Source organism: Candidatus Amarolinea dominans (assembly GCF_016704685.1).
GTDB classification, from domain to species: domain Bacteria; phylum Chloroflexota; class Anaerolineae; order SSC4; family Amarolineaceae; genus Amarolinea; species Amarolinea dominans.
In genome coordinates this window covers 29,829-55,694 of the sequence record NZ_JADIZS010000023.1, presented here as the reverse complement: position 1 = coordinate 55,694, position 25,866 = coordinate 29,829, and the positions used below count along the sequence as shown (strand labels likewise).

Below are 25,866 nucleotides of genomic sequence, written 5' to 3'. Positions count from 1 at the left end.
ATGAGAAAAGACAGCCATGCACGGTGTGAATTTCTACGGCGTCAGTGTCTTACCACGAATTGCACGAATTTCTCGAATTCTACTTGTCGGCCAACGGCGCCTGGCTGACGGCACACATGTCGCCGGCGTACCGGCTGGTGCCGTAGGCGCGCCACGGTCGCCCTCACAGCACCATGACCATATAAATTGTTCATGTTGGATGGTCATGGCAAAGATGTGGTAGAATTAGGAGCACCCAACTGAGCGGGGCCATCACGGCGAAGGCGGATTCACCACGAATACGACATCCATCTTACAGGAGACTGTCATGTCTGTTCCCTCCTATGAAGAACTTCTACAGCCAATCTTGGAAGCCCTTCGCCAACTGAGCGGTTTTCAATCTATCACGGCGATCAACAGACACGTTATCTCCTTTTTGCCGCTGGCAACTGAAGAGATCGCTCTGCGCCACGGCGACACGAAGCAGACAGAGTTGGAGTATCGTTTGGCCTGGGCGCGTACCTACCTCAAGCACTATGGGCTGATCGACAACCCCAAACGCGGCGTATGGACACTAACCGAGCAAGGGCGAGCAACCGAGCAGGTGGATCCCAAGATGGTATCTACCTTCGTTCAAGAACTCATTAAGCAGGGGAAGATCGATACCAAAAAGCCAGACGACGAACTCAGCGACGAACCCAATCTGGACATAGCTCAGCGGCTAGCTCGGTGGCGCCAGGAAGCCACTGATACTGCACACCCCAACCACCATCACGCCGACCTGGACCATGCGGCTCACATCTATGCTAAGGTTTCCCCACTGTTACAGAAATTGCGCACAACCCCTGACGAATTCAGCAGCGGTGATGTCATCGCCTTGTTCGGCATGCTTAACAGCGGCCACCGCATGAAAAATCGGGTAGCCGACAAGAACCCGCTTCCGGTGTTGCGAGAGGCTCTGCTTGCCCTGATCGATGGGCCGGGAACGCCAGCAGACAAGATCGCCGTAGCCGATCAATCGCTCAAGTTTGCCAGTTACAACATGTTGGGCGAACTCTACGGTTGGGCCAACGCCGAAACTGCACCGCTCTACAACGGTTGCGCCACGGCGGCCTTGCACTATCTGGGCTATACCTTCAACGATAAGGATTACGCAGCCTTTGTCGCCGCCCATGAGCAGTTCAAGCAGGTCTATCAGCAGCAGGTGGGCTATTTACGTCCAGATTTGCCCCTCAACCTGGAGATCGACAAGCTCTACAATGTAATTGATAAGGTGGATTTGAAGAAGGATACTCAGCGTACCCTGGCAAAGCCATTCAGCGAGATGTTCGCAAGTTGGGAGGAGGCGGAGTCGGCCTTCGATACCCTGGCCGTTGCCGCGCACCAACTTGGTATCACCGACCCGGCGGATGAACGCATCGCTGTCAATCTACGCTACAAAGACGGGAAGCATCAGCTGCGCCTCAGCTATGGCTGGTGGCTGTTGCTTGGGTTTGCCGGTGCTGATGGGGCGCTGCAAGAAGTTATCCTGGCGTTGTTCAGCGGGCAGTCGCTGCTTCAGCCACTTCGCGTAGAACAGTTCAAACAAGGGCCTGATGAACAACCCGTTTCGCTCTACTGGTATTCAGTATCGCAGCTCAGACCGTTTGATGGCGAAGTTCGACCAATTTTTGAGGCAACCCTTCAGCATGTAAAGGCAAAGTTTGCCCACTGGGTACGCTGTCCGTATCGCATCCACACGAAAGATGCCATCATCGCTGCGGTTTTCGATCCCACAGCCCGAGCCAAATTGCTCGGTCAAGGGTGGCCGCCCAAGGACGCTCAATTCGAGGATGTCATTGACCAGGGTAAAGACGAATTGGATGCGTTGGTGGATCAACCGGAGGCGCATCCACCGCAGCCTGGAGTTGTAGGCTCCCCCTTCACCTCACGCACCTTTGAATTGCTCGAAGGCATCCACGCCACACCGACCAAGGGCTACTACCAGGCGAACAAGGAGGCGTTCAAAAAGTTCGTCGAGGAACCATTCCAGCGCGTCATGCATCAAGTGGCCGAACGGTTGCGTGCTCCAGTTAAGGCGGTGATGGAAACCGAGAGCCATATCTTTGCCCGTTTTCTCAAGAACGATTGGGGACAGGGGGGCGCCTGGGAGTTTTACTGGGGCGCGTTCTATCCCAAAGAGGGTAAACGCACTGAGGATGCCCAGCTTTCTATGTGGATAGATTACCGTCTGCTAGAGTATGGCTTCTTCATCGGGGACTATGCCAGCACGCAGCGCCAGCGCTTTCAACGCAATTGCCAGACATTCGGCTCCGCGTTACTGCCCTACCTGCGTCACGCCCTGCCGGAGACCCTCGTCCGTTTTGCGGATCGCGACGATTTCCAGGTCAGTGCAGACGGTGCGATCACCATCAAGACGCCACTGACCTGGGAAGAATTCTTGAAAGACCCGGCGCAAGCCAAAAACGATGTGTCTGTCATCGTGCCTCGCCAACAACTCCTGGCGCTTTCCGAAGAGGAACTGGTGACCCGGATTACGGAGACGTACGCCAAGCTCTTCCCGCTCGTGCTGTTAGCGACCGACGACGATCCACTGCCGGCCATTCATCGTTATCTGCAGGCAGTTGGTTTTGCCACGGACGAACCGGATATCGAGCCGCCTGCATCGTATGATCTTCAGAAGTTCCTGGCCCGTACCTACTTGCAAAATAAACAGGCCGACGATCTGTACCATCTGCTGCTGGACAAGAAGCAGATCATTCTCTACGGCCCGCCGGGCACGGGTAAGTCCCACGTGGCCCAGGAGCTAGCCAAATGGATCACTGGCCTGGCTCAGCCGCCTGCAGATCGGGTGGAGATGGTGCAGTTTCATCCTGCGTACAGCTATGAAGACTTCATCGAAGGCATTCGCCCGGAGAGCAAGCCGACCGGCAACGGCGGCTTCACGGTGGACTATCCGCCGCGAGCCGGCGTCTTTCGCCGTTTCTGCAAGGTTGCCCAGGCGAATCCAGATCAGCCCCATGTTTTTATCATTGACGAGATCAATCGTGGCAACATCCCGCGCATCTTTGGCGAGCTGATGCTGCTCCTGGAATATCGCAAGCGGGACGTGCCTCTGCCCTATTCCGGTGAGCGTTTCCGCATTCCGCCCAACGTCTACCTGATCGGCACGATGAACACCGCTGATCGCTCCATCGCCCTGGTTGACTTCGCCCTGCGCCGCCGCTTTCATTTCTTCCACTTCATGGCCGATCCCGACCTGCTGGATCGCTGGCTGGTCCAGAACCCTTTGCCCACCATCCCCTATCTGGCCAATCTCTATCGCCGGCTGAGCCAGGAAGCGATTGATGATCCGGACTATGCCGTGGGCTTCAGTTACTTCATGGATAAAGAACTGACCCCAACCAAGCTGGCGCTCATCTGGCAGTACAGCATTCTTCCTTACCTGGCCGAGTACCATGTGGAGCAGCGGGCGCGAGTGAAGAATTGGGAGTGGGATAGCGACTTCATGCGGGAAATCCGGAGGGAGACGTGAGCGACTGCCGTTTCATGGCCGCCAACGCCGAGGGACCGGCGACGATCTATCTGCGAGAGTACGAAAAGTGCCAATGCAATAACTTGAGCGTTGAGCAAGCCACAGCGTTGAGTGAACGGTTTGCTCGTCAGCTAACCATGGGTTGGAACTGGCAGCTGCAGACCTGGGAATTATCGGCCAAACAGTACGTAGGCATCATCGTGCTGGACGATCTGCGCATCCACATCGAGCCAAAAGTCAACCTGCAAAATCTTTTCTACATGTTGACCTATGCATACGATCTGGCCGACTTTCGTCGAGAGGCCGTGGCGCTGGCGTCTAGCGAGAATATCTTCGAGTTCATCGTGGTCATCTTCCTGCGCCAGGTGGAGCAGCTCGTGCGACGGGGCATCTACCGCGCCTACGTCACCGAAGAGGAGAACCAGCCCTATCTTCGCGGACGACTGCTGCTGGCCGACCATCTCCAGCGCAACGCCCTGCATATGCAGCGCTTCTACCAACGGATCAGCGAGTTCACGGCCGACGTGCTGGAGAATCGTATCCTGCGCTATACCCTGGGGTTGCTCGCCCGGCTGGAATACCGGGAGCCGGGCCTGCGTCAGCAGATTCGCCGAGTGGCATCAGCCTTTGCCGAGGTCAGCCCTGCGCCCATCGCGTCGGCCGACTGTGATCGTTTGGTCTACACGCGCCTGAACGCCGCCTATCGTCCACGCATCAACCTGGCTCGCCTGTTGATGCAGCACCTCTCTCTGGAAGGGCAGGCCGGATCGACCCAGTTCGCCGCCTATCTGTTGGACATGAACAAGGTTTTTGAGTTGTTTGTGCTTGCTTTTTGGCCGGCCATTTTGCCGACGATCCGGCCATCCAGGTGGAAATCCAGCCCGATATCTGGTTGGACATGGACCGCCAGGAGAAGGGCATTCCCGACATCGTGCTTCGACGGGATGGCCGCCCCTATCTGGTGTTGGATACCAAGTACAAGACCTTCCAGGGCAAGCCCGAGGAGGCAGACCGTAATCAGATGGTAACCTACTGCCACACCCTGGGCCTGCCTCGCGGCATCTTAATCTACGCCGACGACCACACCATCAATCACCGTGCTGACTTCAAAGGCATCGTCTTGCGCGCACAGTCCTTGGCCCTGCATGGCAGTCTGGACACGTTCAAGGAACGCTGCCAGCAGTTTGCTTTGCAGTTTGCGGAAGGGATTTGATGAACAAAAGCCGTCTGCAAGACCTGCTCAGCGGATGGCGGTGGCGAGATTGGTTGATGAAGCTGACAAAACATCGGAGAATCAGTACAATGGAAGAAACCACATGTGTGTCAAACAACTGCTGCAGGATGCAGCCTTCGATTACGCGACCCAGATAGAGGTTCTTATGCAACAACCCAATCGCCTTGTCCAGGCCATCGTGCCGGCGCGTAGCCCGGCCCGTATCGAATACGTGCGCGTGGAAAACTATCGGGCGCTGAAGACGGTAGAACTGAAGGAATTGACGCCGTTGACCGTGCTGCTCGGCCCCAACGGCAGCGGCAAGTCCACCGTTTTCGACGTCTTTAGCTTCTTGGCGGAGTGTTTTCAGTATGGGCTGCGTCACGCCTGGGATCGGCGGGGCAAGGCCAGGGAGTTGAAGACGCGTGGCGGCGTCGGCCCAATCGTCTTCGAACTAAAATATCGGGAGCGGCCAACGCTCCCGGTGATCACCTATCACCTGGCTATTGACGAAGGGGGCAGAGGGCCGCTGGTCAAAGAAGAGTGGCTGCAGTGGCGGCGCGGGTCTACGGGTAAGCCGTTTCGCTTCATGGAATATCGAGAAGGTCAGGGGCGCGCAGTCAGCGGTGAGATGCCGGATATCGAGGACCGGCGCGTTGAAATCCCCTTGCGCTCGCCGGATCTCATCGCCGTCAACACGTTAGGTCAGTTTGCCGAGCACCCGCGGGTGGCTGCATTGCGTGAATTCATCACCGATTGGTATGTGTCCTATCTCTCCATCGAAGAGACGCGTGGTCAGCCGGAGGCTGGCCCGCATGAGCGGCTTTCACGCACCGGAGATAACCTCGCCAACGTCATTCAGTATTTGAAGGAACAGCACCCCAATCGCCTGGAACGAATCTTTGCGCAGTTGCGCCAACGCGTGCCACGCCTGGAGCGTGTCGACGCCGAGCTGATGCCGGACGGCAGGTTACTGTTGCAGATCAAAGATGCTCCGTTTGAGCAGCCGGTGCTCTCGCGTTTCACCTCGGATGGCACCCTCAAGATGCTGTCGTACCTCGTGGTGCTGTATGACCCCGAACCGCCGCAGTTCATTGGCATTGAGGAACCGGAGAACTACCTGCACCCGCGCCTTTTGCCGGAATTGGCCGAGGAATGTCGGGCCGCCAGTGAGCGCACCCAACTGCTTGTGACGACACACTCACCCTTCTTCCTCAACAGCATACGTCCCGAGGAAGTGCGCGTGCTTTATCGTGATGAACACGGCTATACCCAAGTCGTGCGCGCTGCTGACATTCCTGGGATACCGGATTTCATGAAGGCAGGAGCTTCTCTCGGTCACCTATGGCTGGAGGGGCGCTTTGGATTGGGAGACCCGCTCACCAATGCTGGGCCATGAGTGCGCCAGAGGGGTCATGTGAACATCCTTCACCTCTACAAAGACTACTTCCCGGTCCTCGGCGGGATGGAGAATCATATCAGGTGGCTGGCGGAGGCGCAGGCGGCGGCTGGGCACCGGGTGGGCGTGCTCGTCACCAGCCTCGATCGCCGCACGAGCGTGCGCTGGGAAAACGGGGTGCGCGTGATTCGCGCGGCGCGCCTGGCGAACATCGCCTCCACGCCGCTCAGCCTGGCCTTTCCCTGGCTCCTGCGCCGTGAACAGCCCGATGTGGCCCACCTGCATTTCCCCTATCCCCTGGGCGAGGTGAGCAACTACCTGCTCGGCCGCGGCCGCCGCACCGTCATCACCTACCACAGCGATGTCGTGCGCCAGGCCGGCATCCTGCGCCTCTACGATCCGCTCCTGCGCCGTGTGCTGCGCCGCGCTGACCGCTTGATTGCCACCAGTCCTCAGTACGTGCAAAGCTCGCCTTACCTGCAGCCGCTGGGGGACCGCGTCAGCGTCATCCCGCTCGGTCTGGATCTGGCGCGCTTTCAGCAGCCTGACCCGCAGCAGGTGGCCGCGCTCAAGGCGCGCTTCCCTGGCCCGCTGCTGCTCTTCGTCGGCCGCCTGCGCTACTACAAGGGCGTGCAATTCCTGCTCGATGCCCTGCCCCAGGTCCCCGCCGCGCGGCTGCTCATCATCGGCACCGGCCCCATGGCCGAGCCGTGGCAGGCCCAGACCCTCGGCCTGCATCTGGCCGACCGCGTCCACTTCCTGGGCGACATCAGCGACGCCGATCTGCCCGCATACTACGCCGCGGCCGATCTCTTTGTCCTGCCGGCCTGCGCGCGCAGCGAAGCCTTCGGCGTTGTGCAGCTCGAAGCGCTTGCCAGCGGCACCCCCATCCTCAGCACCGAAGTCGGCACCGGCACCTCGTATGTCAACCAGGATGGCGTGACCGGCCGCGTCGTCGCGGCCAGCGACAGTCAGGCCCTGGCCGCGGCCCTGCGTGCATTGCTGGCCGATCCCGCTCGCCTGCAGGCCATGAGCGCAGCCGCCCGGCAGCGCGCCGCGGCCGAATTCAGCCTGCCCCTCATGGTGACGCGCATCGAAACCCTCTACCGGGAATTGCTGGCTACTTGATCTTTTGGACTATGTCGGGTAAGATACGCCCCTGGTCAAGGCTGTCAGGGCACCGGGTCAGTTCGAGCTACGTCTGCAGAGTGCCTAACTCAACGCCACACCACAGGAATTTTCATGTCGTCGAAAATCAGCCGCTTGTGCGAAGCGATCATCGAGGCCGGCTGGCTGGCCGCCCTCATCATCGTGCCGGTCTTCTTCAATGTCTACTCCAGCCGCGTCTTCGAGCCTGACAAGATCAGCCTGCTGCGCTCCATCGCCCTCGTCATGATCGGCGCCTGGCTCATCAAGCTGATTGACGGCGGCGGCGCGGCCGCTCCCCTGCCAGCCTCAGCCACCCAGACCCCGCGCGGCAATCTGTGGCGTCAGATTCGCGAGACGCCCCTCATCATCCCCGCCCTGTTGCTTGTCAGCGCCTACCTCATCAGCACCGCCCTGTCGGTGGCCCCGCGCATCAGCTTCTGGGGCAGCTATCAGCGCATGCAGGGCACCTACTCGACCTTCTCCTACATCGTCATTTTCTTCCTGACGCTGACTCATCTGCGCTCGCGTGTGCAGCTCAACCGCTTGCTGCACGCCATCGTCATCGCTTCGCTGCCCGTGGCGCTCTACGGCATCCTGCAGCACTACAGTCTCGATCCGCTGCCCTGGGGCGGCGATGTCAAGCTGCGCGTGGCCGGCAACATGGGCAACGCCATCTTCATCGCAGCCTACCTGATCATCGCGTTCTTCGTCACCCTGGAGCGCTTTCTGCGCTCGGCCGGGCGCCTGCTGGCCGAACAGGGTGGGGAGATTGCCGATGCGCTGCTCGTCGGCTCGTATGTGTTCGTGCTGGTCGTGCAAAGCGTCGCCATCATCTTCTCGCAGAGTCGTGGCCCCTGGCTCGGTTGGTTTGCCGGCATCTACATCTTCGTGCTCTTGGGCTTGATCGCGCTGCGCAGCCGCGCGACGCGACGCGGCGCCGGCTTCTTCCACTGGGCCTGGCTCGGCTGGATCGGTCTGGCCGTCGCGGGCGTGGCATTCCTCATCAGCTTCAACCTGCCCAACTCGCCGCTGGCCGCCCTGCGCAGCGTTCCCTACGTGGGCCGCCTGGGCCAGATCTTTGAAACCGAAGAAGGCACCGGCAAGGTGCGCGTCCTGATCTGGGAAGGCGCCAGCCAGATGATCCTGCCCCACGCGGCCGTCACCTACCCCGATGGCACGCCCGATCCGCTCAACGCCCTGCGCCCCATCTTCGGTTACGGCCCGGAGGCGATGTGGGTGGCTTACAACCCCTTCTACCCGCCCGACCTGGCGCACTACGAGGCGCGCAACGCCTCGCCCGATCGTTCGCACAATGAAACCTTCGACGCCCTCATCATCACCGGCGCCTGGGGCTTCATCGCCTATGTCGTCCTCTTCGGCAGCATCTTCTACTGGACCCTGCGCTGGCTGGGCTGGGTGCGCAATCGTCAGGATGCCATCCTCTTCCTGGCCCTGACCCTGCTCGGCGGCCTCGGCGGCGCGCTCATTCCCTGGCTGGCCCTGGGCGATCTGCGCTATCTGGGGGTAGCCATCCCGGCAGGCTTGATTCTTGGCTTCATCGTCTACCTGACCATCAGCGCGTTTCGCAGCGACTTCACCTTGCAGATGACCGGCAGCCGGGCGCTCCTGCTGCTCGCCATCCTCTCGGCCATCGCCGCGCACTTTGTCGAAATCCACTTCGGCATCGCCATCGCCGCCACGCGCACCTACTTCTGGACGTTGACCGCCGTCCTGCTCGTCACCGGCCTGGGCTGGCTCGACCTTTCGGACGAGGAACCGGTCGAGGCGACGTCTGCCGCGGCCGCCATGCCGTCGTCTCAACATGCCTTCTCCGTCTGCGGCGCCCATGCGCACGGCCGCGACCCCGCGTAAGCGGCGCAGCGGCGCCTCGCTGACGCGTGAACTGCCCGGCGCCCGCTCACCCGCAGCGCGCAGCGGCGTAACCACCTCCTGGATTGACCACCTGCTGCCCTATGCCTTCCTGGCGGCCATCGTCTTTGTCACCCTCATCTGGAACTTCATGGCCAACCAGGGGCGCGACACGAACGCCTTCGATGTCATCTTGAACGCCCTGTTCTTCAAAAATCGCAACGGTCAGCCCGCGGTCAGCCTGGGCATCTGGTGGCTGCACCTCTTCACCTGGCTCGTCGCGGGGATCATTGCCCTGGGCGATGTGGCCGCCAATCAACGCAAGGCCCCAACCGGCGCCTGGTGGCTGCGCGGCCTGGGTCTCTACAGCGCCGTCGTCTGGGGCATGTGGCTCATCTTCAGCTTGATTCACGGCGCACGCGTGGCGCAGGGCGCCGTCTTGCAGGGCAGCCGCGTCAGCGTGGAGCAGTTGAGCGATTTCGTGGCCAGCTACATCGTGGATTACTACGTGGCGGCCTTCGTCGTCATTCTGATCCTGGGTTGGGCACTCTGGCGCAGCAGCAGCCGGCGCTTGCTGACCTGGACCAGCCGCGGCCTGGTGACCGGCTTCAGCGCCGCGCTGATCGGCGTGATCGTGATCACGTTCGTCAGCACGGTCAACATTGGCCTGGTGCGCGCAGACACCTATTACAAGCAAGGCCAGGCTTACGATGGCGTGGGGCAATGGCAGGGCGCTATCTTTCTCTATCGGAAGGCGCTTGCCATCGCACCCGATGAAGATTACTACTACCTCTTCCTGGGCCGCTCTGCCCTGGAGCAGGCCAAAGTGGACACCGATGCCACGGAACGGCAGCGCTGGCTGGACGACGCGCTCAGCGTGCTGACGCGCGCGCAGACGCTGAACCCGCTCAACACCGATCATACCGCCAATCTGGCGCGCTTCTATCGCTCGCGCGGGGAGCTGCAAACCAGCACGACCGAGCGCGAAAGGGATTGGCAGACCGCGCTCACCTACTACCAGGCCGCCACGCGACTCAGCCCCAACGCGGCCCATCTGTTCAACGAGAAGGGACTGGTCTATTTCCTGCTCGCCAACCTCGCGCGCGATCAGCAGCAGCCGGAGGTCGCCGATGACTACTTCGAAGATGCCCTGATTGCACTCAGCCGCTCGCTGGAACTGGATCAAATCTACCCGCAGACCTACCTCTTCCTGGGCGACGTCTACCGCTCACGCGGCGACAACGCAAAGGCGATCGAAGCCTACCAGCAGACCCTCAAGCTCAGCCCGGGCCAGGCGCTGGCCTGGAGCGCGCTCGGCTACATCTACGCGCAGCAGGGCAATCTCACCGAAGCCATCAGCGCCAATCAGAAGGTGACGCAGCTCTCCCCGGGTGACGCCGCCAGTTGGCGCAATCTGGCCATCCTTTACCAGCAGACCAATCAGATTCAACTGGCCCTGGCCGCGGCGCAGGAGGCGTTGAAATACGCGCCCGATGCCGACAAGCCGGCATTGCAGGCCCTCGTGCAACAGTTACAGGCGCAGTTACCCCAATGACGCGTGAAATTTTGATCGTGGCCGCGGCCCTGGTTCTGGCCCTGGGCATCACCCCCGTCGCTCGGCGCATGGCGCATCAGTTTGGCGTGCTGGACCAGCCCAACGCCCGCAAGGTCCATGTCAAACCGACGCCGCTCCTGGGCGGTGTCGCCATCTACATCGCGTTTGTGCTGGCGTTGCTCTTCCTCGGCGACCTCTTCTATGTCAACCAGGTCATCGGCATCTTCATCGGCGCGTCGTTCGTCTCTTTCCTGGGCCTGGTGGATGACAGCCGCGGGCTGCGCCCGCTCATCAAACTGGGCGGCCAGGTGGTGGCCGCGTTGATCCTGGTGCTCTCTGGTGTGACCGCCGACGTCTTCCCTGGCGACGGCCTGGACATCGCCCTGACCGTCGTTTGGGTGGTTGGTATCACCAACGCCATGAACCTGCTCGACAACATGGACGGGCTGTCCGGCGGCCTGGCGGCCATCGCGGCCGCGTTCTTCATGGTGCTGGCCAGCCTGAGCCGCCAGTACCTGGTTGGCGCGCTGGCCGCCGCGCTCTTGGGCGCGTGCATCGGCTTTCTGCGCTACAACTTCAACCCGGCCAGCATCTTCATGGGCGATAGCGGCAGCCTTTTCCTGGGCTTCGTCCTGGCCGCAACCGCCATCAAGCTGCGTTTCCCCAGCAATGTTGTTTTTGTCACCTGGATGGTTCCGGTGCTGGTGTTGGGACTGCCCATCTTTGACACCACGCTGGTCTTCGTCTCACGCCTGCGGCGCGGCCTCAACCCGTTGACCACGCCCGGCAAGGATCACATCTCCCATCGCCTGGTGCGGCTGATGCACGGCTCACGGCGGGAGGCGGTGTTGACCTGTTATCTGTTGGCCGGCGCCTTCGGCCTGATCGCCATCTTCCTCACGCAGGCGGCGGTCGCCGAAGCCTATGCTGTGGCCCTGGCTGTGCTTGGCATCTGTCTGTGGGCGCTTTGGCGCCTGGAACAGGTGCCGGTCAGCGACCCACCGGCGCCCTAAGGCGCCCATTCACATCAAAACCGCGTGCGGCGCCTTCGAAGCGCCGCGCCTGGTTGAGTTTCCGCAGACAGGCGCCGCGGCGCCTGAGATTTTCAAGGAGAAGTTAGTTCATGCAGATTCATCGTCGTATGCAGACCGCCCTGTCGCTAACCCTGGTTGGCGTCCTGTTGGCCGTTCTACTAGCCGCATGCAGCGGAGTTCCAGCGCCTGACATCACGGTCGCGACCCCGACCGGCCCCGCCATTGCGACCCAGCCCGCGCCGCTGACTCCGGTGCTGCCACCGGTGGATGGCGGCACGCCTGCGGTCCCGCCGGTTCCGTCCCAGCAGTGGACTGTGGCCCCGGCCATGACCATTGATCCCACCAAGCTCTACTTTGCCACCTTCAAGACGGCCAAGGGCGATATCAAGGTTGAACTGTTCGCCAAGACCGCGCCCATCACGGTCAACAACTTCGTCTTTCTGTCCAAAGAGGGCTTCTACGATGACACCACCTTCCATCGTGTGATCGCGGACTTCATGGCGCAGGGCGGCGATCCCACCGGCGCCGGCACCGGTGGCCCCGGCTATCAATTCGAAGACGAGATTGACATCTCCAAGCAGTTCGATGAGGCCGGCTATCTGGCCATGGCCAACGCCGGCCCCAACACCAACGGCAGCCAGTTCTTCATCACCACCGCGGCAACCCCCTGGCTCAACGGCGCGCACACGATCTTCGGCAAGGTCGTCGAAGGCATGGATGTGGTCAAATCGCTCACGCTGCGCGACCCGCAGCAGGATGCCGCCACCCCGGGCGATGCCCTGGTGACCGTGGAGATCAGCGAGGGCGCGGTCAGCCTGCTGCCGCCGCCCACCGCCACCCCCACGCCCTACCCACCGGTCATGGAGAACGGGCGCCCGTTAGCCAAGAAGGCCGTGGCCGACCGCGAGAAGCTGTACAACTCAGCGCCCGCCCTGCTGATTGACAAGGCCAAGAAGTACAGCGCCACCATCAAGACCTCCAAGGGCGACATCGAGGTTGAACTGTTTGCCGACAGCGCCCCGCAGAGCGTCAACAGCTTCGTGCTGCTGTCCAAACTGGGCTACTACGACGAATTCCCGATCAACTTCACGCAGCCGGGCGCGTTCGTGCTCACCGGTTCGCCGGCCGGCCAACCGGCCAGTGATGTGGGCTACACCCTCCCGCTGGAGGCATCCACCACGGTCACGCACACCCTGGGTGTCATGGGTCTTTACTACCTGGCTGACAAGAAAGGCTCAAGCGGCAGTCAGTTCTACTTTGCCCTGGGCGACCTGCCGGAGTATGACGGTCAGTTCAGCGTGATGGGTAGGATCACCAAAGGCACCGATGTCGCGATCGCGCTGACGATGGAAGACAAGATCGTCATGATCGAGATTACTGAGAAGTAAAGGATCGCAACCAAAGAAACCCGGTTTCTCCCAGGAACCGGGTTTCTTTCAAGAATTGGGGAGTCACTATGACAGCCGGCAACCAGCCTCCGCACGGCGATGCGGCTGCGGCGCCCTCGCGTTGGCGACGCTGGACGCCGCGCGTGCTGGCGCTGCTGCTGGCTCTGGCAATCAGCATCACCATCTTCGCCCTGCGTGATCGCATCGCACAGATCGGCGCCTATGGCTACCCCGGTGTCTTCCTCATCAGTGTGCTCGCCAGCGCCACCATCGTCCTCCCGGCGCCTAGTCTGGCCGTTGTCTTTGCCCTCGGCAGTTCACTCAATCCTGTGCTGGTCGGCCTCGCGGCCGGGTTGGGCGAGGCGCTGGGCGAGTTGGTCGGCTACCTGGCCGGCTACAGCGGCAGCGCCGTCATCGAGGACCGCGCACGCTATGCCCAATTGGAGCGCCTGGAGCGTCGCTATGGCGTATGGGTCATCTTCATACTCTCGGTGATCCCCAATCCGTTTTTCGACCTGGCGGGCATCGCCGCAGGTATGTTGAAGTTTTCAGTTCTACGTTTCTTCATCGCCTGCTGGCTGGGCAAGACGATCAAGACCATCCTGGTGGCCCTGGCCGGCGCCGGCGCCTGGGGCGCTGTCACCCAGTGGCTGCGCTGAAAGTGGGAACTGCTGGGGTGCTTGACCAGGTGGTGCGACGGTGCTAAAATGGCCGCACTGTGGCCGCAGAAGGCCTTTTGCCCCTGGTTTGTGGTCAGAATGTCACCCTGGCCGGCGCCCAAGCGCGCACAATAGGGTTCAATCTGTGCTGCAACGGCAAACGTGGCAATTAATCTGTTCGATTAGGAAGAAGGACGTATGACGAGCGAAGCGCCCGATTTCTCATTTTCTTCATTTTCTTCATTTCCCTCATTTCCCTCTTCATTACCCAAGACCTACGATTTCAAGGCCACCGAAGAACGCCTCTATGCCTGGTGGGAGAGCAGCGGCTGGTTCAAGCCTGAAAACGCGCCCCAGCCCGACGGCGAACCGTTTGTGATTTCAATTCCACCACCCAATGTGACCGGTGAACTGCACCAGGGCCATGCCCTCTTTGTCACCCTGGAAGACCTGATGATCCGCTATGCCCGCATGTCTGGCAAGGCGGCCTTGTGGGTCCCTGGCACCGACCATGCCGGTATTGCCACCCAATTGCAGGTGGAGCGCAAACTGCGCAGCGAAGGCACGAGTCGTCAGGAAATCGGCCGCCAGCGCTTCGTGCAGGCCTGTTGGGACTGGAAAGCCAAATACCACGGTCGCATCACCGGTCAACTGCGCCGCCTGGGCGCCAGTTGCGACTGGGAACGTGAACGCTTCACCATGGATGAGGGACTCAACGCGGCCGTGCGCGAAGCCTTCGTCCGCCTCTACCGCATGGGCCTGATCTACCAGGCCGAATACCTGGTCAACTGGTCGCCGGGCTTGCAGACCGCGGTGTCAGATGTCGAGGTGGAGTACAGCGAAGAACAGGGTACGCTCTACTACTTCAAGTACCCTATTGCCGACGCGCACCTGGACGACGGCCCTGGCATCGGTTACATCCCCGTCGCCACCACGCGGCCGGAGACTATTTTGGGCGACAGCGCGGTGGCCGTGCATCCAGAGGATGAACGTTACCGCCACCTGATCGGCGCCACCTGCCTGGTGCCCATGCTCAAGCGCACCATCCCCGTGATTCATGACACCTACGTGGATCGCGAATTCGGCACCGGCGCGCTCAAGATCACTCCCGGCCATGATGTGAACGACTTCAGCATCGGCCAACGCCACGGCTTGCAGATCATCAATGTCATGAACAGGGATGCGACCCTCAACGAGAATGGCGGCCCTTATGCCGGCCTGGACCGGTTCGAGTGCCGCAAACGCCTGTGGGCCGACATGCAAGCCGCGGGGCTGACGATCAAGGCCGAACCCTACACCATGCAGGTGCCCCGCTCGCAGCGCGGCGGTGAGGTGATCGAGCCGCTGGTCAGCAAACAGTGGTTTGTCAACACCAGGGCCATGGCCGAGTTGAGCCTGGCCGCGGTGCGCAGCGGCCGCATCCAGATTGTGCCGGAGCGCTTCAACAAGGTCTTCTACCACTGGATGGAGAACCTGCGCCCCTGGTGCATCAGCCGCCAGCTTTGGTGGGGGCATCGCATTCCCATCTGGTATGGCCCGGACGGGCAGCCATTCTGTGCGCGTGATGCGCAGGGCGCGGCCGCGCTCGCCCGTCGCCACTACGGCTACCCGGTTGACCTGACGCAGGACGAGGATGTGCTCGACACCTGGTTCAGCTCCGGCCTGTGGCCCTTCAGCACCCTGGGCTGGCCCGCGGACACCGATGACCTGCGCCGTTTCTATCCCACCGCGGTGCTGGAGACCGGGTATGACATCCTGTTCTTCTGGGTGGCGCGCATGATGATGATGGGCCTGCTGTTGACCAACGAAGTGCCCTTCACCACGGTCTATCTGCACGGCTTGGTGCGCGATGAGATCGGCCGCAAAATGTCCAAGACCTTCGGCAACGTGATTGATCCCATCGAAGTGATGGATGAGATGGGCACCGACGCCTTGCGCTTCACCCTGCTGACCGCCTCCTCGCCCGGCAACGACATGAACCTGAGCATCGAGCGCGTGCGTGGCAACCGCAACTTTGCCAACAAGATCTGGAACGCGGCCCGCTTTGTGCTCAGTAACCTGGAACGCCTTCCCGCCAGCGCGCTGTCCGTCGCGCCGCAAACCACGCTGGCGCAGCGCTGGATTCGTGGCCGCCTGCAGATGGTGGTTGCCGAGGCAACGCGCCTTTTTGAATCGTACCAATATGGCGAGGCCGGGCGTCAGGCCTACGATTTCCTGTGGGGCGACTACTGCGACTGGTACATCGAGATCGCCAAGAATGAACTGAACGATCCCGCGACCGCGCTCAGCGCCGGGCGCACCCTGCTGGATGTGCTGGAAAACGCCCTGCGCCTGCTGCACCCCTTCATTCCCTTCGTCACCGAGGAGATTTGGCAGCATCTGCGCACCTTCAGCCTGCAGCAACCGGCCTTTGGGCTGACGGCCTGGCCTCCTGCGCTGATCGTGCAGGCGTGGCCGCAGGCCGACCCGGCGCAGATGGATGCCGCGGCCGCCGATCACTTTGCGCACTTGCAAGAGGTGGTGCGCGCCATCCGCAACGCGCGGGCCGAGGCCGGGGTGGAGCCGGGCCGGCGCGTCACCGCGCTCCTGGCCGCCGGCGAGTTCAACGAACTGTTCAGCGCGCAGCGCGACGTGTTAGTCAACCTGGCGCGCTTGCAGGCCGACACGTTGGTGATTGCGCCCACTCTACCCGTCCCCGCGCAGGCCGTCACCCTGGTGGCCGGCGGCATCACCTGCTACCTGCCGTTGGCGGGCCTGGTTGACCTGGGCGCCGAACGGGCGCGCCTGCAGGCGGAGTTGGAACAGGTGATGGTCAATGTCGAGCGTGTGGAGCGTACCCTGGCGAACAGCGGCTTTGTCAGCCGCGCCCCGGCCGACGTGGTGGCGCGTGAGCGCGCCCGCCTGGCCGAATTACAGCAGCAGCAGGCCAGCCTCACCGCCCGCCTCGCAGCCTGGGCCTCGTAGGTCCGGCCTCCTGGCCGGACGACGTGGTCAGAGCGGAACGATGAAACCAGACGAAAAACGTAACTGCTCACCCTGCAGGCAGATTTGGACAGGATGAACAGGATGTACAGGATTCTTGCTCTGTGGTGTGCAAAACTATCGGCACGAGAGCTCGAATATCCTGTCAATCCTGTGAATCCTGTCTGAATTCCAGGCAGACCCAGCAGTTACCGAAAAACACGAAGGGTCAGGTGTATCGAAGTTGGGTGTCATCGTCCAGGTGAAGGCGGCTGGCGTCGCGGGCGCTCAGCACATCAAAACCACGCTGGCGAAGGTTTTCAACGATGCTGGCCGACACATCTTCGTCGAAGTAAAGACGCAAGTAAAGCGCCTGCAACTCCGGGTCGCTGCGCTCAGTCATCGGCTGGCATCCGGTTCAACGCAATCGCACGCTCGATCTCGCTCCGGTGGTCGTCATAGTAACCTAGCGCGTCGAAGACCTGCGCCAAACGCAGGTGCGGCAGCTTGCGGGCGATTTCTTCTGGCGCATCACCGAATTTCCAGTACTCGACGATCGCACGTACAGGCGTGCGCGTCCCTTCGATGATCGGCTCACCGCTCAGGATGTTCTCCACTCGCGTCACATACGGATGGTCAACAGAGGTCGCAGGCGTCGTCGGCCGCCACTGCGATGACACCAGGTTGCGCAGTTGGCGCAACTCGTTTTCCAGGGCACCCAGACGACCCACGACCGACTGAACATCGGCGACTAGTTCAGACATGGCAAAGCTCCCGCGCATCGAATTCGGGAGTTGTTCCAGCAAGATCAACTCCGTTCGATTGGATTCTAGCACAAGCAACTAACTCAAGCAAGGAGGGAACCCATACGGAAACAGCCCTCACAGGTTAGTCGAAACCTGTGAGGGCTGTTACGGGTGTTAGAACAGACCCACCACGCGGCCCTGTTCGTCCAGGTCCACGTTCATGAATGCGGGCTTGGAGGGCAAACCGGGCATGGTGCGCATCTCGCCGCACAGTGGATAGATGAAGCCGGCGCCGACAGAGGCGCGCACTTCGCGGATCGGCAGGGTGTAATCCTTCGGCACGCCCTTCCAGGTCGGCTCGTGCGACAACGACAGGTGCGTCTTGGCCATGCAGATCGGCAGATTGCCGAAGCCGGCCTCTTCGTAGGCTTTCAACTGCTGCTCAGCCTTTGGTTCATAGGCCACGTCCTGCGCACCGTAGACTTTGGTCGCAATCGTTTCGATCTTCTGCTTGAGCGTCATCTCCAATGGATAGAGGAAGCGGAAGTCCTCCGGATTGGAATGGTTGCACGCTTCGATGACTGCCTGCGCCAGTTCTTGCGCGCCTTCGCCACCTTCGGCCCAGTGATTGCTCATGACCGCGGCGACCGCGCCGGCCTCCTGCGCAGTCCGCTCGACCATCTCGACCTCCGCGGCCGTGTCATAGGTGAAGCGATTGACCGCCACCACCACCGGTACGCCGTACAGCCGCGCAATTTCGATGCAGCGCTGCATATTAGCCACGCCCTTCGTCAGCAGCGGCAGGTTCTCGTCGGTGTAGGCCTTGTCCAGCGGGCGTCCGGCCACCACCTTTGGCCCGCCGCCATGCATCTTCAGCGCGCGGATGGTGGCGACCAGCACGACGCAGGTGGGACGCAGGCCGGAGGTGCGGCACTTGATGTCCATGAACTTCTCCATGCCGATGTCCGCGCCGAAGCCTGACTCTGTGATCACATAATCGCCCAGCTTGAGCGCAATCTGGTCGGCCAGGATGGAGGAATTGCCGTGCGCAATGTTGGCGAATGGCCCGGCATGGACAAAGGCCGGTTGTCCTTCCAGCGTCTGCATCAGGTTGGGCATGATGGCGTCCTTCATGATGACGGCCATCGCGCCGGCCACGCCCAATTCTTCCGCGGTGACCGGCTTGCCTTGCTTGCTGTAGCCGATGACCATGCGCCCCAGGCGCTGGCGCATGTCCTTGAGGCTGGTGGTGAGGGCCAAAATCGCCATGACCTCCGACGCCACCGCAATGTCGAAGCCGGTCTGGCGCGGGCGTCCGTCAGCCTTGTCGCCCAAGCCGATGATCACGTCACGCAGCGCCCGGTCGTTGACGTCCAGGACGCGCTGCCAGGTGACGGCGTAGGGGTCAATCGCCAGGCGTCGCAGCCCCATGCCCGCCAGCTTGGCATCATCGTAGTTATCTTCGTGCAGGATGCGTGCATCAATGGCCGCGGCCATCAGGTTGTTGGCCGCGGTGACCGCATGAATGTCACCGGTCAGGTGCAGGTTGAAATCTTCCATCGGCACAATCTGCGAGTAGCCGCCGCCCGCGGCGCCGCCCTTGATGCCGAAGGTTGGGCCCATCGAAGGTTGGCGGATGCAGGTAATGGCGCGCTGGCCCAACAGGCCGAGCGCCTGCGTCAGACCGACGGTGGTGGTGGTTTTGCCCTCGCCCAGCGGCGTGGGCGTAATGGCGGTCACATCCACATATTTGCCGTTGGGGCGATTCTTGAAGCGTGGATCGTCGAGGACGCTGAGATGAACTTTGGCTTTATACTTTCCGTACAGATCAATATCATCAATCGTCAAGCCCAGCGATTCGGCAATATCGAGAATGGGCAGCATGGTGGCCGACTGCGCAATCTCAAGATCGCTCGGCACCGGTTTTACTTTTCGAACTGGCATTCTGTCCCTCCGTGGACGCTCGCGTCGTTGCGTTGTGATGTGCGAAAAGGTTGTCTTGTCAGCCTACGGCTTCTGCATGACACGTCTCCTGCACAGGTCATCATACGACATGGGGGGAATTGTCTGCCATGACCTACATCAGTCAGCGCCGCAACCGCGCCCCCCGCTTATCAAGCAAGGAGAGCAGGGTCGGGCTGATGCGCTCCAGTGGAAGCACGAAATCGGCCGCGCCCAATTCTACCGCAACTTTCGGCATACCAAAAACAACGGCGCTGGCTTCGTTCTGGGCAATCGTCGGCGCACCTTGCTCGTGCAAGTGGGCCAGGCCGATCGCGCCGTCATCGCCCATCCCGGTCAGGAGAACGCCGATCGCCTCGCTGCCATACACGCGAGCCGCTGAGTCGAAGAGCCGGGTGACAGAGGGGCGCACGTGGCTGACCAGCGGCCCGCGGTTGAGGCCCATGACATCACGGGCCGCAAATTCCAGGTGCTGGTCGTCAGGCGCAAAGTAGATTTCGCCTGGCCGCACGCGCTGATTGTGCGTGGCAAGCACAATCGGCAGGTGACTCTCCTGGCGCAGCCAGGATACCAGGCCCTCGGTGAAGCCGATCGTCATGTGTTGCACCACGACGACGGGCGCCGGCAGACTGGACGGCAGCATCTTGAAGAGGGTGTTGAGAGCGGCTGGCCCGCCGGTCGAAGCGCCAATGACGATCACCGCTACACCGGGGTGAGCGCCAGGCGCGATGGGCTGACCGTTGTGCTGCACAGGTGCGGTTCCAGATGATGGCAACACGGAGCGACGCCGCACCACTTTGACCCCGGCCATCAGCTTGACCGTGTCAATGAGGCGGCTGCGCATAGGTTCGAATTCATGGTACGCTTGCCCCACGGGCTTCGCGATCACGTCCAGCGCGCCGGCCTTGATGGCATTGAATGTGGTGTTGAGTTCCACCGAATCTACGTGACTGGTGACGACGACAATCGGCGTTGGATTTTCTGCCATGATGCGCCGCGTGGCTTCGAAGCCGTTCATGACAGGCATCAGAATGTCCATCGTGATCACGTCTGGTTTGAGCAGGGCGGTCTGTGCGGCTGCTTCGACGCCGTTGCTGGCCATGCCGACCACGAGCATCTCAGGATCGCTCTCGAAAATGGCTTTCAGGAGCGTGCGGATCGTCGCAGAGTCGTCAACAATTAAAATCCTGATCATCGGTGTTTGCCTGCTCAAAGCAGCCGTCGAATGGCTGCCAACAGGCTCTCCTCATTGAAAGCACTCTTGATGAAATACGCATCGGCGCCCGCCTGGATACCGCGCTCACGATCCTCGCGTGAATCGAGCGATGTAATCAGGATGGCCGGTAGATGTTTGAACCGCTCGTCCTGACGCACGCGCGTCACCAACTCGAAGCCGTCCATGCGTGGCATGTTGATGTCAGACACCAACAGGTCGGCATGCTCACTCTGCAGCAGCGTCCATGCTTCCATCCCATCGGCCGCCACGCGTACCCGATAGCCCGCCGCTTCCAGGATATTCTTTTCCAAAGTACGCGTGGTGAACGAATCATCGGCCACGACGATCAGCGGCGCCTCTGGCCGCGGGTTGACCTGGGACGCACGCCCGGTCGCGCCCGGGGTCGGCGCCGGCGCCGTGGCGCGTATGCCGTCGCGTACCAGGTCGGTCACATTCAGCACGACGACGATTTCTCCGGTGCCAAGAATGGTTACGCCAGCCACATGGCGCACGCGCAGCAGCGGTTTGGGCAGGCTCTTGGTCACAACCTCTTGTACACCCATCAGGCTGTCAACTTGAAACCCCAGGCGGCGCTCGGCAATCCCCAGGACGATAATGGCCAGGCGCCGCGGCGCGCCGTTGCTGGGCGTTGCGGCTGCGCCTGGCAGACCGAGGATGTCTGCCAGGTGGTGCAAGGCCAGCGGCCGCCCATCTACCACCAGGGCCTGGCGCCCCGCCACCTGCGCAATCTGATCGCTGGCACTGCGCACGACGCGCGCAACATTGGCGACGGGGATGGCAAACGTCTGCTCACGGCATTGCACCAACAGGCACAGGGTCGTCGCCAGGGTCAGCGGCAGTTGCAGCTCGAAGCATGTCCCGGCGCCCATCTGACTCTCTACCTCCACCATGCCACCGAGGCGCTCCACATTTTCCCGCACCACATCCAGCCCCACGCCCCGCCCTGACAGGTCGCTGACGCGGGTGGTGGTGGAGAAGCCAGAACGAAAGATGAGCGCCAGGGCCTCGCGATCATCCAGGGCGGCTGCTTCGTCGGCGGTCATCAGGCCGTGGCGCACAGCACCGCCGCGTACGGCCGCCAGGTCAATCCCGCGACCGTCATCGGCGACAGAAATCACGAGCCTGTTCCCGCGCTGGGCAGCCACCATGCGAATCACGCCTTCCACCGGCTTACCGGCCGCCTGGCGCTGCTCTGGCCGTTCGAGGCCATGGTCTATGGCGTTGCGCAGCAGGTGGGTCAGCGGGTCTTTGATCTGCTCGAGCACGGAGCGATCCACTTCGGTGTCAGCGCCTTCGATCACCAGCGTGACCTGTTTCTGCATCGCGCGGGCCAGGTCTCGCACCATGCGCGGGAACAGGCTGAGAACCGCCTCAACCGGCAACATGCGCGTGCGGCGCACATCCTCCTCCAGGCTGTCCACCACTTGGGTCATGCGGCGATTGTCAGCCTGCAAGCGCCGGCGCACGTCGCGCAGGCCGGAAGCGGTGCGGTGCAGATGCGCCTCCTGCCGCTCCAGATAGGCATTGACGCGCGTGGCTGCCTGTGTGGTGATCTGCTGAGCCTCTCCTTCTTCGTGCAGGCATCTACGCACAGCGGCCATGATTTGGGACCGCTGCTTGCGCCAGTCATTCTCCCAGACCTCGATCTCCTGCAGGACTTGCGTCAGCTCGGCCAGCCGCTGTTCCGTGCCGAGGCGCGCCGCCTGCAACTCGCCCACTTCGTTCAACAGGGTGTCGAGCTTGGAGACGGCCACGCGCACGGTGTCATCACGTATGACACTACCGGCGGCTACTTCGGCGGCTGGCGCAATGACTGGCGGGTTCGTTTCCGGTGCTGCGCTGGAGGGTGCGGCCGGTTCGAGCAACGGCCCAGGCGTCCCTACCCCCGCTGAGCGTGCGACCGGCGCCGGCTGCAGCGCCAGCGTCTCGATGCGCGTGAACAGGTCCATCAGGTTGACAGGCGCAGGCGTGCCATTGACGACCTCATCCAACAACAAGCCCGCCGCGTCGAGCGCCTGGTAGCTCAGGTCGAACAGCGTGGGAGTCGGTTGCACATCCCGATTCTTGACCCGGCCAAACAGCGTTTCCAGGTGATGGGCCAGCGTGCCGATGCGTTCCTGGCTGACGGCTTGCGCCGCGCCTTTGAGGCTGTGCGCGGCGCGAAAGATGTCTGCCCAGGTCTGGGCGTCCGCGGCGGGGTCCTGGCGACGCTCCACAACCAACAGGAGACGAACGATAGTCTGCAGATGCTCGCGCGCCTCCTGGGTAAAGGTGGCAAGTAACTGCTGCATGAAATCGGCGGGCAGCGGCATGGGCGTTTTCCTCTCGCGTGTCCTGGATCAGCGGGGAACCTTCGATGGCTCACCCGTGTGCCTGCAAATCAACGTGGCCCAGGCGCCCTCACCCCGGTGGGATTTGGTGAGGGCCTGGTGCATTCCCCGGCCTGGCAGGCGCCTGCGCAGGCGGGTGCGCTCAACCGGCGCTGACCTGAAAGCGGCTGGTCATTGACTGTAACTGGCGGGCCAGACTGGTCAATCCTTCGGCTGCAGCCTGCGATTGGCGCGCGCCTGCCACTGATTGCATGGTTGCCTGGTTGATTTCCTTCATGGCCTGGGCAATCTGATCCATGGCCGCGCTCTGCTGATGTGCGGATGCGGCGATCTGCTGCGCGGCCTGCGCCGCGTTGCGAATGTTGTCGGCCAACTGCCCGATCACCTCGCCGGCGCGTTGAGCCAACGTCATGCCGCTTTCCACCCCGCGCGTGCCCTGCTCCGTAGCCATCACCGCCGCGTTGGTGGCTTTCTGAATGTCTCCCAAAATGATGCGCACTTTGGCCGTCGCCTGTTTCGACTGATCGGCCAGGTTCCGCACTTCCGTCGCCACCACGGCAAAGCCCTTGCCCTGTTCGCCCGCCTTGGCCGCTTCGATGGCCGCGTTCAGCGCCAGGATGTTGGATTGATCGGCCAGGTCATTGACGGTTGCGGTGATTTCGCCAATCTGTTGGGTCTGCTCGGACAGGGCCAGAATGTCCTGGGCGATGGTCTCGACCCGCGCTTTGATCTCCAACATGCCCTTCAGAATTGCGGCCACGGCCGCGCTGCCATCTTGCCCGACATGCACCGACATCTGCGCCAGGGCTGCGACATCTTCGGCGCGCTGCGCCGTCTGCTCTGCGGTGGCGCGCACCTCGTTGACGGTTGCGCCCGTTTGGTTGACCGCGGCCATCTGCTCATTGGCGCTGGCGGTGTGCTGGCTGACCGACGCCAGGATCTCGGTGCTGGCCGCCCCCATGCTGTGTGCGCCCGCGCCCACCTGGCTGGACATCTCCGCCAGGTTGCCCGCCATGTCATTGAGGGTGGCTGCCAGGACGCCCAACTCATCACTGCCGGCGACTTTCAGCCGGGCGGTCAGGTCGCCCTGCGCCACTCGACGCGCAAACTGTACGGAGGCGTCGAGGGCATGGACAATCGAGCGCGCAATTAGTACACCCGCGATCATGCCGAGTAGGATGGCTATGCTCACAACGATCACGGTCGTGTTCATCGAGCGGTGCGCCAGGTCGTCGGTCATCTGTTGCCCTTCGTCAATCTGCACCCAACCGGCATCCTGTACCTCACGCACCCGCAACTGCACCTCCTCGGCTGCGCTATCCAAACTGCCGAGCAGCGTGGTCAACTTGTCGCTGTTTGTGGCAAGCTCTCGAACCATGCGACGATAGTCTTCAGTGACTGAACGGAGGCGCGTCACCTGCTGGCGGTCCGCGGCCGAAGTCGCGCCTTCCTCCAGGCTATCGTATAACTTACCCAGGCTGATGATGGCGTCCTCTACTGCCGCCAGGTCGGCCGCATTGCGCGAATTGACATACTGCAGGGCGCGCACGCGCATGTCGGTGATGGTTTGCCAGACATCACCGATGATCGTGAGCGTCTCTTTCGAATTGGATCCGGTACCGGCCACCACCCCATCGAAGAAGGTGATGGTTTCATCCACCAGGCTGTCGGCCAATTCGACCATGCCGGCTCGCGCCTTCTCGGCTGCAGTCACGGTTGCGAGGGTGTCGTCATACAAACCCTGATATTCGTTCAGCGATTCGCGCGCGGCCGTGACGGGCTTGTTCAGGTCATGGTCATCATAGGTTTGCACCAGGGTGTCTACGCTGTTCAGCGCCGCAAGAGCCTGATCAAGATTGTCCTTGACCGCGCTTGATGCCGCTGCCTGGTCGAGAGACGCGTCATGCAGCGAGAGGAGATAGTTCTTCGTCTCCACAAGGGAGCGCAGCGTGCTGCGCTCAACGACGGTGGCCTGTTTGACCGTTGGTATCCGCCGGACTGCCAGATCATCAATGACCTTGTTGATTTCTTCCACGCTGAAATAGCTGGTGAGGCCAACCAGACTACCAACCCCTATCGCCAGGCCGAGGAACGCAGTCACCAGTTTGACCATCAATTTGGTGTTCTTGTACCAGGAAAACATGACTATCTCCTCCCTCTTGTCCTTATCTTGTCCTTATCGTTCGCGCCGGCCATGTTCTCTGCCGGTCGCGGTTTTGACACTCACTGACTGAAGGCTTCCTGCACGACCAGGCGTGGGTCGCGCAGGAGTTTGTCCACATCCAACACGGTCAACATGTCCGCGGTGATTCCGATCAACACGCCTGGCTGGCCGGAGGAGGGTTCGACTAACGGGGCGCTAAGATCGGCCAGGCTCACCTGGCGCACCTGCGGCACATCGTCTACGACAAACCCGATCTCCAGGTCAGCGCCTTCGCCGGTGCCGGCCACAAGCACCAGGCGGCGCGCGGCCGCGGCCTGTACCGGCCGGTCAAGCGCCAGGTAGCGGCACAGGTCCAGCACGGGGTAGAGGCGACCACGCAGGTTGGTCAGGCCGAGCCACATGGGGGGCACGCCCGGCAATCGTGTGATCGGGCCAGCCGGTTGAATCTCGACAACGGCGCGAATGTCAACACCGTAACGCTCCGTACCGAGCGTCAACACGACCAGGCTCATCACATCATCCGCGGACGCGGTCGGCGGCGGTTGGGCCAGCGCACGCGCGCGCGCCTCCAGAATCTCCTGCGTGTGGGGATCGAAGATGTCTTGCTGGCTTTTCATATGCTCTTCCCGCTCTTCCTGCTCTTCAGGCTGGCGAGACTGACGTACGTTATGCTTCTGCATGTTTCT

The 25,866-nt window shown here is 61.8% G+C and carries 18 protein-coding genes; 11 read left to right on the top strand and 7 right to left on the bottom strand.

Going from position 1 to position 25,866, the window contains the following annotated elements; genetic code table 11:
- The first annotated feature begins 307 nt into the window (after positions 1 to 307).
- The 11 genes from IPF85_RS16270 (at position 308) to IPF85_RS16220 (ending at position 16,744) form a co-directional block, all read left to right on the top strand.
- Entirely contained in the window at positions 308 to 3,514 is a 3,207-nt protein-coding gene (locus tag IPF85_RS16270; protein ID WP_343409128.1) for an AAA family ATPase, read from the top strand.
- On the top strand, positions 3,511 to 4,542 hold the full coding sequence (locus IPF85_RS16265) for a hypothetical protein (protein ID WP_343409127.1): 1,032 nt from the start codon (positions 3,511 to 3,513) through the stop codon (positions 4,540 to 4,542). Before IPF85_RS16270 ends, IPF85_RS16265 begins: the two co-directional genes overlap by 4 nt.
- Positions 4,536 to 4,727, top strand: coding sequence for a hypothetical protein (locus IPF85_RS16260; RefSeq protein ID WP_343409126.1), 192 nt, complete (start codon positions 4,536 to 4,538; stop codon positions 4,725 to 4,727). Before IPF85_RS16265 ends, IPF85_RS16260 begins: the two co-directional genes overlap by 7 nt.
- A 166-nt stretch (positions 4,728 to 4,893) precedes the next feature.
- A complete protein-coding gene (locus IPF85_RS16255; RefSeq protein ID WP_343409222.1) occupies positions 4,894 to 6,126 on the top strand; it encodes an AAA family ATPase in 1,233 nt (410 codons plus the stop codon).
- Positions 6,127 to 6,144: 18 nt separating this feature from the next.
- On the top strand, positions 6,145 to 7,254 hold the full coding sequence (locus IPF85_RS16250) for a glycosyltransferase (RefSeq protein ID WP_343409125.1): 1,110 nt from the start codon (positions 6,145 to 6,147) through the stop codon (positions 7,252 to 7,254).
- Positions 7,255 to 7,368: 114 nt separating this feature from the next.
- The gene (locus IPF85_RS16245; RefSeq protein ID WP_343409124.1) at positions 7,369 to 9,147 is read left to right on the top strand and encodes an O-antigen ligase family protein; all 1,779 of its coding nucleotides are present in this window, start codon (positions 7,369 to 7,371) and stop codon (positions 9,145 to 9,147) included.
- A complete protein-coding gene (locus IPF85_RS16240) occupies positions 9,098 to 10,699 on the top strand; it encodes a tetratricopeptide repeat protein (RefSeq protein WP_343409123.1) in 1,602 nt (533 codons plus the stop codon). The genes IPF85_RS16245 and IPF85_RS16240 overlap by 50 nt, the downstream gene beginning before the upstream one ends.
- Positions 10,696 to 11,712 (top strand): MraY family glycosyltransferase, encoded by a 1,017-nt coding sequence (locus tag IPF85_RS16235; protein ID WP_343409122.1) that lies wholly within the window; start codon positions 10,696 to 10,698, stop codon positions 11,710 to 11,712. Before IPF85_RS16240 ends, IPF85_RS16235 begins: the two co-directional genes overlap by 4 nt.
- A 110-nt stretch (positions 11,713 to 11,822) precedes the next feature.
- Positions 11,823 to 13,121 (top strand): peptidylprolyl isomerase, encoded by a 1,299-nt coding sequence (locus IPF85_RS16230; RefSeq protein ID WP_343409121.1) that lies wholly within the window; start codon positions 11,823 to 11,825, stop codon positions 13,119 to 13,121.
- A 68-nt stretch (positions 13,122 to 13,189) separates the two neighbouring features.
- On the top strand, positions 13,190 to 13,780 hold the full coding sequence (locus tag IPF85_RS16225) for a VTT domain-containing protein (protein ID WP_343409120.1): 591 nt from the start codon (positions 13,190 to 13,192) through the stop codon (positions 13,778 to 13,780).
- Positions 13,781 to 13,978: 198 nt separating this feature from the next.
- Positions 13,979 to 16,744: a valine--tRNA ligase gene (locus tag IPF85_RS16220; protein WP_343409119.1), complete on the top strand. Its 2,766-nt coding sequence runs from the start codon at positions 13,979 to 13,981 to the stop codon at positions 16,742 to 16,744.
- Positions 16,745 to 16,970: 226 nt separating this feature from the next.
- On the opposite strand, the gene IPF85_RS16215 is transcribed toward IPF85_RS16220, so the two are convergent.
- The 7 genes from IPF85_RS16215 to IPF85_RS16185 all read right to left on the bottom strand — a co-directional run bounded on the left by IPF85_RS16215 (position 16,971) and on the right by IPF85_RS16185 (position 25,797).
- Positions 16,971 to 17,144, bottom strand: a complete 174-nt coding sequence (locus IPF85_RS16215) for a DUF5615 family PIN-like protein (RefSeq protein WP_343409118.1) — start codon at positions 17,142 to 17,144, stop codon at positions 16,971 to 16,973.
- On the bottom strand, positions 17,137 to 17,367 hold the full coding sequence (locus tag IPF85_RS16210) for a DUF433 domain-containing protein (RefSeq protein WP_343409221.1): 231 nt from the start codon (positions 17,365 to 17,367) through the stop codon (positions 17,137 to 17,139). The genes IPF85_RS16215 and IPF85_RS16210 overlap by 8 nt, the downstream gene beginning before the upstream one ends.
- 294 nt (positions 17,368 to 17,661) lie before the next feature.
- A complete protein-coding gene (locus IPF85_RS16205) occupies positions 17,662 to 19,431 on the bottom strand; it encodes a formate--tetrahydrofolate ligase (protein WP_343409117.1) in 1,770 nt (589 codons plus the stop codon).
- Positions 19,432 to 19,573: 142 nt separating this feature from the next.
- Positions 19,574 to 20,644 carry a chemotaxis-specific protein-glutamate methyltransferase CheB gene (gene cheB / locus IPF85_RS16200; RefSeq protein ID WP_343409116.1) on the bottom strand — a complete coding sequence of 357 codons (1,071 nt, stop codon included), beginning with the start codon at positions 20,642 to 20,644 and terminating at the stop codon, positions 19,574 to 19,576.
- A 14-nt stretch (positions 20,645 to 20,658) separates the two neighbouring features.
- Complete coding sequence (locus IPF85_RS16195; RefSeq protein ID WP_343409115.1) at positions 20,659 to 22,998, bottom strand: hybrid sensor histidine kinase/response regulator; 2,340 nt, start codon at positions 22,996 to 22,998, stop codon at positions 20,659 to 20,661.
- A 160-nt stretch (positions 22,999 to 23,158) separates the two neighbouring features.
- Complete coding sequence (locus tag IPF85_RS16190; protein ID WP_343409114.1) at positions 23,159 to 25,159, bottom strand: methyl-accepting chemotaxis protein; 2,001 nt, start codon at positions 25,157 to 25,159, stop codon at positions 23,159 to 23,161.
- Positions 25,160 to 25,239: 80 nt separating this feature from the next.
- A complete protein-coding gene (locus tag IPF85_RS16185) occupies positions 25,240 to 25,797 on the bottom strand; it encodes a chemotaxis protein CheW (protein WP_343409113.1) in 558 nt (185 codons plus the stop codon).
- Positions 25,798 to 25,866: the final 69 nt, after the last annotated feature.